At 54.9% G+C, this 14744-nt stretch carries 16 protein-coding genes; 9 read left to right on the top strand and 7 right to left on the bottom strand.

The window, feature by feature from the left end:
- Window positions 1-2: 2 nt before the first annotated feature.
- From ACAW75_RS19415 to ACAW75_RS19405, 3 genes are all read left to right on the top strand, one after another.
- A complete protein-coding gene (locus ACAW75_RS19415) occupies window positions 3-821 on the top strand; it encodes a glycoside hydrolase family 16 protein (protein ID WP_370730406.1) in 819 nt (272 codons plus the stop codon).
- A 234-nt stretch (window positions 822-1055) separates the two neighbouring features.
- The gene (locus ACAW75_RS19410; protein ID WP_370730405.1) at window positions 1056-1574 is read left to right on the top strand and encodes a heme-degrading domain-containing protein; all 519 of its coding nucleotides are present in this window, start codon (window positions 1056-1058) and stop codon (window positions 1572-1574) included.
- A gap of 64 nt (window positions 1575-1638) precedes the next feature.
- On the top strand, window positions 1639-2556 hold the full coding sequence (locus tag ACAW75_RS19405; protein ID WP_370730404.1) for a DUF6268 family outer membrane beta-barrel protein: 918 nt from the start codon (window positions 1639-1641) through the stop codon (window positions 2554-2556).
- A 94-nt stretch (window positions 2557-2650) separates the two neighbouring features.
- Here the strand turns inward: ACAW75_RS19405 and ACAW75_RS19400 are convergent, their stop codons facing one another.
- Complete coding sequence (locus tag ACAW75_RS19400; RefSeq protein ID WP_370730403.1) at window positions 2651-3571, bottom strand: pirin family protein; 921 nt, start codon at window positions 3569-3571, stop codon at window positions 2651-2653.
- Window positions 3572-3751: 180 nt separating this feature from the next.
- On the opposite strand from ACAW75_RS19400, the gene ACAW75_RS19395 reads away from it, so the two are divergent.
- The 3 genes from ACAW75_RS19395 to ACAW75_RS19385 all read left to right on the top strand — a co-directional run bounded on the left by ACAW75_RS19395 (window position 3752) and on the right by ACAW75_RS19385 (window position 7412).
- Entirely contained in the window at window positions 3752-4276 is a 525-nt protein-coding gene (locus tag ACAW75_RS19395; protein WP_370730402.1) for a heme-degrading domain-containing protein, read from the top strand.
- A 157-nt stretch (window positions 4277-4433) separates the two neighbouring features.
- Window positions 4434-6686, top strand: coding sequence for a PAS domain-containing sensor histidine kinase (locus ACAW75_RS19390; RefSeq protein WP_370730401.1), 2253 nt, complete (start codon window positions 4434-4436; stop codon window positions 6684-6686).
- Window positions 6687-6704: 18 nt separating this feature from the next.
- On the top strand, window positions 6705-7412 hold the full coding sequence (locus ACAW75_RS19385) for an MBL fold metallo-hydrolase (RefSeq protein WP_370730400.1): 708 nt from the start codon (window positions 6705-6707) through the stop codon (window positions 7410-7412).
- Here ACAW75_RS19385 and ACAW75_RS19380 read toward each other — a convergent pair.
- The 3 genes from ACAW75_RS19380 to ACAW75_RS19370 form a co-directional block, all read right to left on the bottom strand.
- Window positions 7399-8076, bottom strand: a complete 678-nt coding sequence (locus ACAW75_RS19380; RefSeq protein WP_370730399.1) for a DUF8737 domain-containing protein — start codon at window positions 8074-8076, stop codon at window positions 7399-7401. The two genes, ACAW75_RS19385 and ACAW75_RS19380, sit on opposite strands and share 14 nt — an antisense overlap.
- Before the next feature lie 71 nt (window positions 8077-8147).
- Complete coding sequence (locus tag ACAW75_RS19375; RefSeq protein ID WP_370730398.1) at window positions 8148-8735, bottom strand: Crp/Fnr family transcriptional regulator; 588 nt, start codon at window positions 8733-8735, stop codon at window positions 8148-8150.
- A gap of 36 nt (window positions 8736-8771) precedes the next feature.
- The gene (locus ACAW75_RS19370; RefSeq protein WP_370730397.1) at window positions 8772-10796 is read right to left on the bottom strand and encodes a M13 family metallopeptidase; all 2025 of its coding nucleotides are present in this window, start codon (window positions 10794-10796) and stop codon (window positions 8772-8774) included.
- 216 nt (window positions 10797-11012) lie between these two features.
- On the opposite strand from ACAW75_RS19370, the gene ACAW75_RS19365 reads away from it, so the two are divergent.
- Together ACAW75_RS19365 and ACAW75_RS19360 are read left to right on the top strand one after the other, a co-directional pair.
- Window positions 11013-11210, top strand: coding sequence for a hypothetical protein (locus ACAW75_RS19365; RefSeq protein WP_370730396.1), 198 nt, complete (start codon window positions 11013-11015; stop codon window positions 11208-11210).
- A gap of 11 nt (window positions 11211-11221) precedes the next feature.
- Window positions 11222-11509: a hypothetical protein gene (locus ACAW75_RS19360; protein ID WP_370730395.1), complete on the top strand. Its 288-nt coding sequence runs from the start codon at window positions 11222-11224 to the stop codon at window positions 11507-11509.
- Between the two features lie 111 nt (window positions 11510-11620).
- Here ACAW75_RS19360 and ACAW75_RS19355 read toward each other — a convergent pair whose 3' ends face one another.
- The 3 genes from ACAW75_RS19355 to ACAW75_RS19345 all read right to left on the bottom strand — a co-directional run bounded on the left by ACAW75_RS19355 (window position 11621) and on the right by ACAW75_RS19345 (window position 12814).
- Entirely contained in the window at window positions 11621-11857 is a 237-nt protein-coding gene (locus tag ACAW75_RS19355) for a hypothetical protein (RefSeq protein ID WP_370730394.1), read from the bottom strand.
- Between the two features lie 189 nt (window positions 11858-12046).
- On the bottom strand, window positions 12047-12454 hold the full coding sequence (locus ACAW75_RS19350) for a group III truncated hemoglobin (protein ID WP_370730393.1): 408 nt from the start codon (window positions 12452-12454) through the stop codon (window positions 12047-12049).
- Window positions 12455-12466: 12 nt separating this feature from the next.
- On the bottom strand, window positions 12467-12814 hold the full coding sequence (locus ACAW75_RS19345) for an ArsC family reductase (RefSeq protein WP_370730422.1): 348 nt from the start codon (window positions 12812-12814) through the stop codon (window positions 12467-12469).
- A 168-nt stretch (window positions 12815-12982) separates the two neighbouring features.
- On the opposite strand from ACAW75_RS19345, the gene ACAW75_RS19340 reads away from it, so the two are divergent.
- Entirely contained in the window at window positions 12983-14704 is a 1722-nt protein-coding gene (locus ACAW75_RS19340) for a GH39 family glycosyl hydrolase (RefSeq protein WP_370730392.1), read from the top strand.
- Window positions 14705-14744 lie beyond the last annotated feature (40 nt).

Raw genomic sequence — 14744 nt, 5'->3', positions numbered from 1 at the left:
TCATGAACCGGCTACTTTTCGTGACCTCACTGCTGTTTAGTTTGAGCAGCTACGGGCAGGCAACCGACTGGAAACTGGTCTGGTCGGACGAGTTTGATACCGATGGTCCGCCAGACCCTAAAAACTGGACGTTCGAGCGTGGGTTTGTTCGAAACCATGAATTGCAGTGGTATCAGACCGACAACGCCCGGTGCGAAAATGGCTTTCTGATCATCGAAGGCCGGACAGAGAGCCGACCCAATCCGAATTACCAGCCAGCCAGCAGCAACTGGAAAACCGACCGCCCAACGATCGCCTATTCATCGTCGAGCCTGAAAACGAGTGGCCTGCACAGCTGGCAGTATGGCCGGTTCGAAATGCGGGGCCGGATCAACACCAGCCCCGGTCTGTGGCCCGCCTTCTGGACCCTCGGCGTAGCGGGGGAATGGCCAGCCAACGGCGAGATCGATATCATGGAATACTACCGGGACATGCTGCTGGCCAATGTCGCCTGGGGGACATCGAAGCGATTTACAGCCCACTGGAGTACCACCAAAACGCCGATGGCGTCGTTCAATGACCCCGGGTGGTCGGCCAATTTCCACGTCTGGCGCATGGACTGGGACGAAACGGCTATTCGTCTGTACGTCGATGACCAGTTACTGAATGAGGTGTTGCTGGCCGAAACGATCAACCAGGACGGAACGGGGAAGAACCCGTTTTGTCAGCCCCACTACCTATTGCTGAACATGGCCATTGGCGGCGATAACGGCGGCGACCCGACCAGTACCCAATTTCCAGCCCGGTACGAAGTTGATTATGTGCGTGTGTACCAGCAGTAGGCCAGGTACGTTGCGTTTTGTGATTCCGGCGGCAGGAGACATCTTGACGCGTGCCAGCCGCCGGTTTTGGGAAAGCTGTGGTCGTGATGGTCATGCAACGCTGAGGAATCAAAGGGCCTGGTGTTGGCCCCGGCACCAGCAGAGCACGTCAAAGCCAACGTACCTGGTGTGTCCGGCCAGTAATGCCTGAGTAAGCGGGCCTGGTTAACTAACTGTCTTGCCTATGTTTGCGCTATGAATTCAACAATCGAGTATGATCTGGCGCTGCTGGCGCTTCAGGAGGATGAACTCCAGTTCGATGCCTTCACTACCAACACCGCCTGGCAGCTGGGTACGTTGTTGAAAGACACCGTAGAAGCGCGGGGAAAAGCCGTGGCGATCGACATTCAACTGTTTGGCCAGCCCCTGTTCTTCTATGCCATGCCCGGCACCACCCCCGACAACATCGACTGGATTCGGCGGAAACGAAACGTGGTCGAGCGTTTTCACCAAAGCTCTTACGCGGTGCGGCTGGCATTGAAGAAAAAGCAGACTACCCTAACCGACCAGGCGAGGCTTCCGTTACGTGATTATGCGGCGGCGGGGGGCGGCTTTCCGATCCGGCTGCGTGGTTCAGGTTGTATCGGCGCCATCACCATTTCGGGCGTGCCCATGCGCGAAGACCACGGCATCATTGTGGAGGTACTCGCCGGTTGGCTTGGGCGTCCCTTACATGATCTGGCCCTGCCTCCCGCCGAGGATATGGACGACTGATTGAGTGGACAACGGCTCCGACGTACCCAGCACCAGGCATCATTCACCCCCTTTCACTATATGTATGAAATTTTACCTGACTATTGCCGGAGCGATGCTGGTCGCCAGGCAATCGCCCGGACAGTCGATGAAACTGGTAGGTATCGATTACGCCAATTACCGCAACGTAGCCGTTAAGGGTAGCACTACGGGTCAGGAAGTAGCCTTCCGCGAATTCGGTGCGTTTGTCAATGTGCCGATCCTCGCCAAAAAATCGAAAATGGTGTTCCTGAATGGCCTTCGCTACACACAACTGTCGGCAACCAGCACGAACTCGCCGCTGTTCAGCCAACCCGAAGCGAAACAGACGTTTCACACGATCGTATACTCGCTAACCGTGGCAAAGCGCTTATCGCCAACGTGGACATTGACCGCTGGGGCGCTGCCGACCCTTTCTTCTGATTTGGCCAAACCGCTGTCGGGCAATGATTTTCGGATGCAGGCTGTGGCACTGGCTCGCTATCAGATCCGTGAGGGCTTTGGTATTGGCGGCGGATTGGCCTACAGCACCCGGTTTGGCACACAGACAGTTTTGCCCGTGGTTACGCTCAATTACAAGACGAAGTCGTTTGGGCTGAGTACGGTACTTCCCGCCAGCCTGACGGCCTATTTTCAGTCGAAGAATGAACGGGTAAAGGGTGGGTTGCGTATCCGAACGGCGGGTAGTTTTATCAATATTGGCGAGTCGTTTGCGGCAGCCCCCAACATCAACAGACTCAGCTACACCCGCATAACCATTGGCCCGTCGCTGGAGTGGAAAGTAGCCGGTCCGCTGGTGCTGGAATTAGCTGCCGGCATCACCACCCGCCGCCGTTTCGACTTCATCAATGCCGATAAAACCATGCTTAGCGCCGACCCACAACCCGGCCCATTTCTGACTATCGGCTTAGCTATAGCCCCGGCCGTGAACGGAAAAGCAGGAGACGGCCCTGAGCTATTCTAAGGAATGCCGCGTGTACTAAGACCAGCCTATAGCTTGCTTATTATTGTAACACACACGTAATCAGCGATAGGCACCACCGGGGCGGCGCTGTTGTTTATGACAAAGCCTGCGGCGGTGGGTTTGAGCTGGCCGGGCGCGAACTGTCGTCGGGCGGTAGGGGAACAAACTCAGCATTGTCGTTGGGCGGCAAGGCAATACGCCCCGCCTGCCAGTCGGCTTTGGCCTGCTCGATGCGTTCGCGGCTCGACGATACGAAATTCCACCAGATGAAGCGTTCGCCCAGCGGTTCGCCACCCAATAGCATAAGCGTGCTGGGCTCTTTCGCCATCAGGATCGGGTCGACCCCCTTACTGAACACCAGCAACTGCCCTACGCCATAGGTATGCCCGTTTACGTCAACGCTGCCTTTGGCGATGTAGGCGCCCCGTTCAGGAAAACCAACTGGCGGCCCAAACCGGGCACCGGCCTGTAGAACGACGTGGGTATAAAACAGCGGCGAGTGGGTCCTTACGCGGTTGGTGAGGCCGTAGGCATCACCGGCGATCAACCGCATCCAGACGCCGGTTTCGGTAAAAATCGGTAGTTCGTTAGGCTGATAATTAGTAAACGTCGGTGCGTTTTCTTCCGCCGATTCGGGCAGCGCTACCCAGGTCTGTACCATCTCGAACGCATTGGCAGCAAGCAGGGCCGGGTCTTCGAACCGCTCGGAATGGGCAATGCCGCGCCCCGCCGTCATCCAGTTTACTTCGCCGGGGCGAATGACCTGCTGCACCCCCAGGCTATCGCGGTGGGTCACCTGCCCGTCGAAGAGGTAGCTGACCGTAGAAAGGCCGATGTGCGGGTGTGGCAACACGTCCATCTGCACCAGTTCAGCGGGCGTTTTGCTGACCGGCCCCGCATGATCCATGAAAATAAACGGCCCCAGCATCCGCCGCAGCCGGTACGGTAGAATTCGTTTTACATCAAAACCATTGCCAATAGACGCAGACCGGGCGGTGATGACGAGATCGAGCATAAAAACAGGGTAGAGAAAGGCTGGTTGTTGGCTGGTCAAAAATAGGCGTAAAATGCCCCGCCCTGGCGAATAAATCAACCCAGGCGCTGCGTTTGTCATTCCGACGGCAGGGAGAGCGAGAGATACGAAGTAGGCGACGAGCCGGACCGATCAACTCCTGGCCTTGCTTATGTTTGTGGCATGGATTTGACCATCGAACAGGATCTGGCGCGGATTGCGTTACAGGAAGAACACCTTCAGTTTGATACGTTCACTGCCGATACCGCCTGGCAGCTGGGTACGTTACTGAAAGAAGCCGTGGCAGCGCGGGGAAAAGCCGTGGTTATCGACATTCAACTGGTGGGCCAGCCCCTGTTTGTCTACGCCATGCCTGGCACCACACCCGATAATAGTGATTGGGTACGTCGCAAGCGAAACACCGTAGTGCATTTTCAACGCAGTTCGTATGCCATTGGCCTTGAGCTGAAACAAAAGCAGACCACCCTTCAGGAAAAGACTGGCCTTGACCTGCGCGATTATGCCACCCATGGCGGCGGTTTCCCCATCCGGTTGCTGGGTACGTTCATTGGCACCATGACCATTTCGGGCTTGCCCCAGCGCGACGATCACAGCGTTATCGTGGCGGTGCTGGCCAACTGGCTCAACCGCCCCCTAACCGAACTGGCGCTAGCCGAGCATGGAAACCTCCCCAGTAGACTACGCTGACAAACGGTTGATGAGCTACTGCCAGTCGTTCACAGGTCTGAACGATTGGGCAACAAGTGGGTATGCTTATCAGCCGCCAGTTAGTTTTAGTAAATGAATTTAATACTATATATAACTATATTCATGTAAATTGCCTTGCCTCGCTTTCCAGCTTATTGTGAATCGTCTTTTTTCGCCTGATAGCCTTCGACCTGATGCGGTCAGAAAAGCCACGCTGGTACTCGAAGTTACCCACCACCCTACGCTTCAGTTTCGGGTCAGACAGGGAACTGTTACGGATAAAGGGTTAGATAAGGGTATAGCCATGCTTCCCGTTGGCGCTACACTCGATCAATTGCCGACTCCTTTTAACCTGCCAGCCTTAATCGATCAGCTTGAGCAGGCACTTAGCCAGCCGTTACTCCATACATTTCAGCTTGAGCAGCCCTGTTTGCCGGCGGGCTCATGTTGCACCTACGCCTGTGAACTACTACAGGTAGAAGCCAATCTGCTGGTACTTACGCTGGAGCTATTGCCCGATCCTGAAAAGCCGACGGCACTGGCCGACATCGTTGAAACGATGCCCACTGGCCTCATCGTTTTTCGGGCAATACGCAATGAAGACCGGGAAATCGTTGATTTTCAAGCGATGCTCTGCAATCAGTTTGGCGCCAGAATTGTCGGGCAAAGCCGCGAGGCTATTCTAACTCAGCCGATCAGTCAGCGTTACGCGAACATGAAAGAATATGCCTTCTTTCATCAGTACGTGGCCGTGGTCGAGTCGGGAACACCGCATAGCCAGCTGATGCACCTGCCCACGCTGGATCTCTGGCTCGACGTGTCGGTAGTAAAATATGGCGACGGAATGCTGGTTTCGTTTCAGGACGTTACCGATGGCCAGCAAACGGCATCGCTTTTGGCTAGCGTGATGAACAGCTCACCGGCGGCCATTCGGTACTACGAAGCCATTCGCGATGCGACTGGCCAGATCATTGATTTCATGACAGGCACGGGCAACGAACTGGCGGCTTACCGTGACTTTCGTCCGTATCCGTCTACTACTGGTCGGCGTTTACTGGAATTGTACCCTCAACTGAAAACGAACGGCCTGTTTGATCGCTACATAGCCGTGGTCGAGTCGGGCAAAAGCGATCGGTTTGAAACAACCCACGAAGGCGCGTCTCAGACATCGTGGTTCGACAGTACGGTGGTACCTCATGGGAATGGGTTTGTGATCACGAACCTGGACATCACCTCGTTCAAACAAGCCCAGCTGGCCCAGCAAGGCCAGTCGGAACTGATCACTGGTGTGCTCGACAGTTCGGTCAGCAGCATCATTGTGCTCAGCCCTATATATGGGGAGGATCAGCAAGTCGCAGACTTCCGGATCGACTTGGCTAATCCGGCTACGCAGACGCTGTTTGCCCGTTTTATTGGCCAGGAATTCGCGGCGCATGAAACCATACAGAATCAAACGATGGGTACGCTTTTCCCCGCCGTTCGGGAACGCGATTTGTTCAGGGCGCTGATGGCGGTGGTCAAAACAGAGACGCCCATCTATCACACTGTTGATTACCCGCAGCTGGGAATCACCTACGACTATGCCATTACGCCGTTTCAAACAGGCGTATTGCTGATTACCACCGACATTACGCCCATACGCGCTTACCAGCAACAGCTTGAAGCGCATAATGCCGCATTGAGCCGTTCCAATGAGTATCTGCAGCAGTTTGCCTACGTAGCCAGTCATGACTTACAGGAGCCGCTTCGCAAAATTTATTCGTTCGGCGACTTACTGAGGAAACAGTACACCGATGCCCTCGACGACACGGGGCGGGATCTGCTGCAGCGGATGCAGAACGCAGCCATACGGATGCAAACGCTGGTGAAAGACCTGCTCGACTATTCCCGGCTGACAACGCTGCAAGTGTCGCTCCAGCCTGTATCGCTCCAAGCGCTGCTTCAGGACACGCTCGACGATCTGGAAACGACCATCCGGGATACGAACGCCACCATTACGATCGAGGGGGACGGATTGCCGGTTATTCCCGGCGATAAGACCCAACTCAGGCAGCTACTTCAAAACCTGATCGCCAACGCGCTTAAGTTTACCAGACCTGGCCAGCCACCTCAGGTACGTGTCACGGTCGATTTGCTCAGGGCCGACCAGCTCCCGCTGTCTGTGCCTGCTACTGCCAGTCAGCAGTGGGTTAGCCTGCGCATTGCCGATCAGGGAATTGGGTTCGATGAGGTCTATCAGGAGCGTATCTTTGAGCTGTTTCACCGCCTTCATGGCCGTAGTAAATACACCGGAACAGGTATTGGCCTGGCCGTGGTGAAAAAAGTGGTCGAAAATCATACTGGCCAGATCACCGCCACCAGTCAACCCGGAGCAGGTGCGGCCTTTACCGTTTATTTACCGCTTGCCTAACTAATTCGGGTGCATTCTATGGCCACGCTGATTCAACTAACACCTTCGCTCAGCCAGATCAGTCTGGGTGTGGTCAATGTGTTCATCATCCAGGATACCGACGGTGGCCTGACGCTGATCGATACGGGTTATAAAGGCAGCAATAAGGTCATTTTTTCGGCGCTGCGCAAGGCGGGGAAAGAGGCGGCTTCCATTAAACAGATCATACTGACCCACACCCACCCGGACCATGCGGGCAGTGCGGCGGCCATCAAAAAAGAGCTGGGCATTCCGGTCTGGGCGTATTATCAGGATGTGCCCCTGCTCGAAAAAGGGACCGCTGGTGAAACCCCTATTCACCTGTCGCCGGGGGTGATCAACTGGTTTATCTATCACCTGTTCATCAAACGGGGTAGCAGTGCCATTGACCCGGTGATGGTTGATCGGCCCCTGACCGACAACGAGGTGCTGCCCATCGCGGGCGGGCTTGAGGTGCTTCATACGCCGGGGCACAGCAGTGGCCACATTGCGTTATTGCTACAGCAGGAGGGCGTCCTGCTTGCTGGTGACCTCTGTGCCAACATGGTCGGGCTGGATTTCAGCACGGTATACGAAGACAGGGCCGAAGGCGTTCAGAGCATTCTGGCGGTTGCTCAACGTCCGTTCGATAAAGCTGTGTTTGGTCATGGAAAGCTCCTGGCGCCAAAAGCAAACGAGAAGCTGGCTGCCAGGTTCAGCGCCGCTTAGTCGTCAGTTGCTTCAGGGTGGCCAGATGCGAAAAAAGAACGAGCGGCACCAGCAGGGCTGGCAGCAACACAAACGGGAAATACAGGATAGCCACATTGGGCTGGTCGAAGGCGAATTGCTGAAACACGCCCGGTACAGACAGAACGGCGTTCATGACAATGTTGACCAGCAAGCCCAGGCAAAGAATAGTCCAGCCAATCAGGACCGGCTTACCGATGCTGTGCTTCACGACATACAGGTAGTACATGATCGGCGCAGTAAGCCCCGACAGGATATCAACATTCCGACCCTCAAACGTCATCAATTCCGGAACGGTTTTCTGGACAAAAAGCCAGTAGAGTACCAGCTCAACAGGCACCCGAATCGAGTGAAGCAAGATCAGGTAGTCGAGGCTCAGGCCGTCGATGAATTGGCTGCCTTTGCGGGTGGCGAAAAGAACGATCGTCAGCACGAGCGGCGGGAGCAGCAGCAGCGGCAACCGGGGCGGAGTGGTATCGGTGACCGTATAAAAACCGGCCATACTGACGATTGACTGCGTGACGATCCAGCCGCCTGCCAACAGTAAAAAGGTGCCTGACCGATGGGAGGCCCGGTAGAACAGATACAGCGCGGCCAGCACGGTGAGGCCAAAAATAAGGGGGATGTAAAGTGGTAAGTTGTTCATTGCCTTTCTGATTTTGATAGGCAAAGAAACTTGATACCCAGCGCGGTACACTTGCCAAATGACAAGAAACGTCACCGCCTTTGCTTTGAAAACTCCCGCCTGATCCGGCTCAGCGACGTGTCGGTAATGCCCAGATAAGAGGCAATGTATCTGAGTTGTGCATATTGAAAAATATCCCTGTTCGACTCGATCAAATCGATATACCGTTCTTCGGCCTTCTTATTGATCATGGCCAGCGTTCGCTGTTTGAACGCAACAAATTCCCTGACCAGCATGGCCCGGCCAAACTCTCTGAACTCGGGTACGGAATGGAAGAGGCCGTTTAGTTTATCGAACGTGATGGCGTACCCCATGCAATCCGTCAATGCCTGGATGTTTTCGGTAGAAACAGTGCGCATGAAAAACGAAGCCGCCTCAAAAACCACCCGGTTTTTCGAATAAAAATAAGTGGTGACTTCGTTGCCGTCGGTATCGAACGTGAACGCCCGCAGCAACCCGTCGACGACAAAGAGGTATTCGTTACTAACGGTTCCTTCTTTCAGAAAATAGTCGTTTTTACCAATGACCTTTTCGTCGAAATGACCGGCAATGTGCAGCAGCGTATGGGCTGGAACCGCTACGTTTTTCTGAATGAATGCCAAGAGCGGTTCCTTTTCCATGCTGTTCAACTGGTTATTCTGCCAGGTATCCAGTCCCTACCAGACGGTGATCCGTTCCTGTTCGGGTTTATACATTTTGTCGCCCGGTTGCACATTGAATGCGTTATAGAAAGGCGTGAAGTTCATCAACGGGCCGTTCACGCGCCACTTGGCCGGTGAGTGGGGATTGGTGTTTACGTACATCCGCAAGAACTCATCCCTTGTTTTCACCCGCCATATTCTGGCTACCGAAATAAAGAAACGCTGATCGGGCGTGAAGCCGTCCAGTTTCGTCGTGTCTTTTCCCTGCTCGGTCAGTTTGAAGGCGTCATAGGCAATGGCGACGCCGGCGATGTCGGCGGTATTTTCGCCAACGGTCAAGGCCCCTTTTACATGTACCGAATCGAGCACGACAAACCGGTTATATTGATCGATTACCTGCTGGGTTTTTGCTTTGAATTTGGCGTAGTCTGCTTTTGTCCACCAGTTTGTTACGTTACCGACTTTATCGAACTGAGCACCCTGATCGTCGAAAGAGTGCGTTATTTCGTGGCCGATCACCATGCCAATGCCGCCATAGTTCAGTGCATCGTCGGCATACAGATCGAAATATGGGCTTTGCAGAATGCCGGCCGGAAAAACAATTTCATTCAGCGGCGGATTGTTGTAGGCCGTTACGGTTGGCGGTGTCGTGTGCCATTCCGTCCGGTCGACCGGCTGCCCCACTTTAGCCAGGTTGTAGAGGTACTCATTTTTAATGACCGACAACCGGTTCTCAAAATAAGCGTCTCGTTTCACGGTCACCTTCGAATAATCCCGCCATTTGTCTGGGTAACCGATCTTCTCCGTGAAGGCGGCCAGTTTCTCCTTGGCCTTTGTTTTGGTAGAATCGCTCATCCAGTCCAGCTTGTTGATGCGGGCTTCAAACGCCTTTTCCAGGTTCTCGACCAGCACCGTCATTCGTTTCTTGGCGTTTTCGGGGAAGTATTTTTTCACATACAGCTGGGCCAGCGCCTGCCCCAGCGACCGATCAACCGACTGTGTCATCTCCTCGGCCCTGGTCTGTTTCACCGCCTGTCCGGTCAGAATTTTCGCGTAGGCAAACGAGGCGTCTACAAAGGGCTGGCTTAAGAAAGTTGAATAGTTGTTCAGCGTTCTGGCTTTTACGTACACTTTCCAATCCTGGATAGCCACCGCGTTCAATAATGAATCCAGCTTGTCGTAGTAAGCGGGCTGTCTGACGTTGATCGAATCGACCTGTAGGCCCAAATGGCTCAGCAACGTTGTCCATTGCAGGGTGGGGTATCGGCTGGCCAGCGAAGCAACCGCCAGTTTGTTGTAGTTGGCTTTCACATCCCGCAGCCCAATATTCGAGCGATGGGCGGTGGCCAGCTGTTTTTCAATGTCGAAAGCAACAGCGGCATTTTTCTGAGCAACCGTAGCTTCGGTGCCTGTCAGTTGAAACAAACTGGCGAGGTAATTTTTGTACGCCTTTTGAATAGTACGGGTCGACGAGTCGGCTTTGAAATAATAATCCCGTTCTGGCAGGCCAATGCCGGTTTGCGAAAACTGGGCAATATTGATTGAACTCTGTTTGTTGTCGGGACCTACCGAAAAGCCAATAATAGAGCCGTTGCCTGTCTTCTGTTCGTCGGTCACCAGTGTCAGTAAGGACGCCACATCCGTTAAGGCATCAATGCGGGCGAGCACGGGCTTGATGGGGTCGTAACCCCGTTTATTGATAGCGGCCAGATCCATGCCTGACGCATAAAAATCGCCTACCTTTTGCTCGATGCTCCCCGCTGGGTTAGTGCCGGCCGAAACGCTGTCGAGAATCCCTTGCAGCCGCAGGCGCTGGGGGTAATTCATGAACGAATAAGACCCTACACCTGTCTGGCTGGGTAGTATGCGGGCGGTATCGTACCAGATGCCGTTGGCGTAGGTGAAAAAGTCATCTCCCGGTTTTCGGGACCCGTCGATTCCCGTCAGGACTACTCGTTTGGTCGTTGGCTTCATCAGAGAACCTTGCTTACAGGCTCCGGCCAACACTAGCGCCAGCGCGAAATAGACTAGTCTTTTCATAGGGTGTTCTCTTTGCTTCGATACGAATCGAGGTGATAACCCAAAAATAGGCCATATCACCTGTTAGAGAAGCATGGGGATGAAAGAAAAGCTAACCCGGTAGAAGGGGGGCACCAGCGTGCAGCACCCAAAGCGGTTCGTCGTTTAACCCGCAACGTACCCGGGCGGCTCAGTGTCGACCAACCAGCGTACCATGACAAATGGGTATCGGCTGGTTTGGGCTGGCGCTTGGGGAAGTGGGGTTCCTACCTCAAAAACGCCGATGTCATCGAGCAGCTGTCTGGCTGTGATACGATCGTTTTCGACAAGACAGGTACGTTGACAACCCCCGCCTCGGAAGCTGTTACGGAAGTGTTGGCCCGGCCGCTGACCAACCTTGAGCAGGCGACGGCCCGAACGATGCGGGTGCGCTGAAACAAGCCAGCGTGGGCGTTGCTGGAACCGACGATGCACTCCGATTTACCCCGGTCAGCGATGCCATTCCGGCCGTTAAAGCGCTGGGGCAACTTCCCCGGTTCATGCGCTACAGCCGATTCGCCATGAACCTCATCCGATTCAGTTTCGGCATCTCGCTACTTTATAATTTTGTTGGGCTATCGTTTGCGGCGGTGGGGCATCTGTCGCCGGTCGTTGCCGCCATGCTGATGCCACTTAGCTCCGCGACCATGGTGTTGATGGCTAGGGTCGGCATGCGCTGGAAGCGCGTATCATGAGTACTTATAAATGCGGGGCTCTGTCATGAAAATTACGTATGCGCACCCTGCTGACGCGCGTCAGCAGGGTGCGCATACACATGCTTTCAAAAGCCCGTCAAGCAGCCAGCATTACTGAACCGGCAGGCTTTTACGGGTCAATTCTTTGCGCACCTTATCGGCAGCAGCCAGGTCGCTGAGGGTAATGCCCATGCGCTTGCGCAGGGTAGGTGATGTCTCCAGCATCTCGCTCGCAATACGAATCAGCATGGCCGCCGTGGCGGTTCCATTGGTCTTCGGGCGCTTGCCAATCGGGGCCGTCGTTGTGGTGTGATGCAGCGTTGGGTCGAGCAGTTTAAGTAAGTCCATGTTGTGAAATTTCCTGTTGTTTACGTTCTAGTATAATAACGTAAATAAGCCAAATTTCGTCGCAAAAGGGGGCAGTTTCGGGGGTTATTTTTGCCGATAAAAGCGCTATCAGTCAGTGTTTTATTGCTTCGTGCGTAGTTGAAGGGCACGACGCGCGAAGCAATAGGCCGAAGCCAAATTACCCTCCCATTACTCACCAACCGGGTTGTTGATATACTCCAGTTTGTGGTTCCAGACCGAGGCGATCTGTAAGGACCGCTGACGTACCTGCTCGGCGGTTTCGCCCGTGAAATGCTCTGTCAATGTTGCCCAAAACAGCGTGAGCCAGCGCTCGAAATGCTCGCGCCGGAGGGTATGCTGCTGGTTGATGAGCAGGTGCGGCCGGAACGGGTGGCCGTTATACGCGCCGTTGCCCAGGATCAGCGACTCCCAGAACGCGTACATCTTGGGAAGGTGACTTGCCCAGTCTACATCGGCCACGTCGGTAAAAATGGGGCCGATCAGCGGATCAACCTGGACTTTCTCGTAGAATGAATTCACCAGCAGCCGGACGGCCTCCGGCGAATCGAGTACTTGCTTTTGCGTGTCCTGTGTCATCGGTAGAGGAAATTAAGCCGTGAACGTGTCGGCGTACTCGTCAGCTTTGAACCCCAGCGCAATGATCTGGTCGTCTGCTTCGATCAGTGGTCGACGGATAGCCGACGTTTTTTCCAGCATCAGCGCAATCGCACCCTCGGCGTCGGTGGGCTTGTCGGCATCGGGCAGTTTTTTCCAGGTCGCTCCAGCCCGGTTCACCAGCTCTTCCCAGGGTTTCTGCGTCAGCCAGCGCTCAATCGTCGCACGGTCGATACCCTGTTTTTTGTAGTCGTGAAACTGGTAGGAAATGCCGTGGTCGGCCAGCCAGGTGCGGGCTTTTTTCACGGTGTCGCAGTTCGGAATGGCGTATAAGGTGTACATGTCGGAGGGGCAATTGTGTAAAAATACCGGTTTGTTCTGGCGGTCGGCTATGAGAATAACCCGTACCCGGCCTTTCGCAGTGGATGGTTCGTTCCAGGCACGGCGATTTGGTGTATTCATCGCGCAAGCGGTCAGTGCCTACGTACCCATAACAAACCCTTTTCGCTCATGATTCAACGTAAAACCAGCTTTACCCGTACGCTTACGCTTCTTGCGGGCACCGCCTGTAGTTTATTCGTCGGCTATACCAGCCTTGCCCAGCCAGCCCCCGGCCAGCCCGTTCAGATCAACGTCGACCTGACCAAAAGCAAAGGCCCGCTAACGCCGATTTGGGCCTGGTTTGGCTACGATGAGCCGAATTACACCTACATGAAAGACGGCAAAAAGCTCTTGACCGAGATTGCCAAACTGAGCAACGTACCTGTGAATGTACGGGTGCATAGCCTGCTCGTTACCGGCGATGGCGAAGCAGCCCTTAAATGGGGGTCGACCAACGCCTATACCGAAGATGCCAACGGGAACCCCATCTACGACTGGACGATCATCGACCGTATTTTCGACACCTTCATTCAGCGTGGAATGAAACCCATTGCCCAGATCGGGTTCATGCCCGAAGCCCTATCGACAAAACCACAGCCCTACCGCCACCACTGGAAACCCGGCGACAATTACAATGATATTTACCTGGGTTGGGCCTACCCGCCCAAAGACTACAACAAATGGAGCGAACTGGTGTATCAATGGGTGAAACACTCGGTACAGAAGTACGGCCAAAAAGAAGTGGAAAGCTGGTACTGGGAACTCTGGAACGAACCCAATATCAGCTACTGGAAAGGCACCACCGAAGAGTACATCAAGCTCTATGACTATACCGCCGACGCCGTGAAACGGGCGTTGCCAACAGCCAAAATCGGCGGTCCTGAAGTGACGGGCCCGGGCAGTAAAGGGGCGTATACGTTCTTCAAGGCCTTTATGGACCATATCGTAAACGGAACTAACGCCGTCACCGGCAAAACCGGCGCCCCCCTCGATTTCATCACCTTCCACGCCAAAGGAGCGCCTAAGCTGGTTGACGGCCACGTGCAGATGAACATGGGTACGCAGCTCCGCGACATCGACAAGGGTTTTGAAGTGGTGGCCTCGTACCCCAGCCTGAAAAATCTGCCCATCATCATCGGCGAGTCGGACCCCGAAGGCTGCGCGGCCTGTTCAGAAGATATGAGCCCGCAGAACGCCTACCGGAATGGGACCATGTATTCGAGCTATACCGCTGCTTCGTTTGCCCGCAAGTATGACCTGGCGCAATCGCGGGGCGTGAACCTGGCGGGGGCGGTCACCTGGGCGTTCGAGTTCGAGAACCAGCCCTGGTTTCGTGGGTTCCGCGATCTGGCCACGAATGGCGTTGATAAACCGGTGCTGAATGTGTTCCGTATGTTCGGGATGATGCCCACCAACCGGGTCGAGGTGACGAGCAAACTGGCCTACGACTACGCCCGCGTTCGCGACGAAAGCGTGCGGGCCGAAGCCGACATTAACGCCCTGGCCAGCAAAGAGGCCAAATCGGCGGCGGTGATGGTCTGGCATTACCACGACGACAACGTACCCGCGCCCGACGCACCCGTATCGGTTCATCTGAAGGGCATCCCCGGCAAGACCGCCACGGTGCAGCACTACCGCATCGACCAGCAGCATAGCAATTCGTACGAAGCCTGGAAAAAGATGGGGTCGCCCCAAGCACCAACCAACAGCCAGATCGCTGAACTGGAAAAAGCAGGGCAACTCCAGCAACTCGCCGCCCCCGAACAGGTACGTGTCAACAACGGCGAAGCCACCCTCTCCTTCGCCTTACCGCGCCAGGGCGTGTCGCTGCTGAAAGTGACCTGGAAATAGGCCAGCGCCAGCGTTGATGGTAAGTTTTTGGCCAACCTCA

It is taken from the genome of Fibrella arboris (assembly GCF_041321095.1).
GTDB classification, from domain to species: domain Bacteria; phylum Bacteroidota; class Bacteroidia; order Cytophagales; family Spirosomataceae; genus Fibrella; species Fibrella arboris.
Note: the sequence above shows the minus strand (reverse complement) of the source record. Positions and strands in the feature narration are given on the sequence as shown.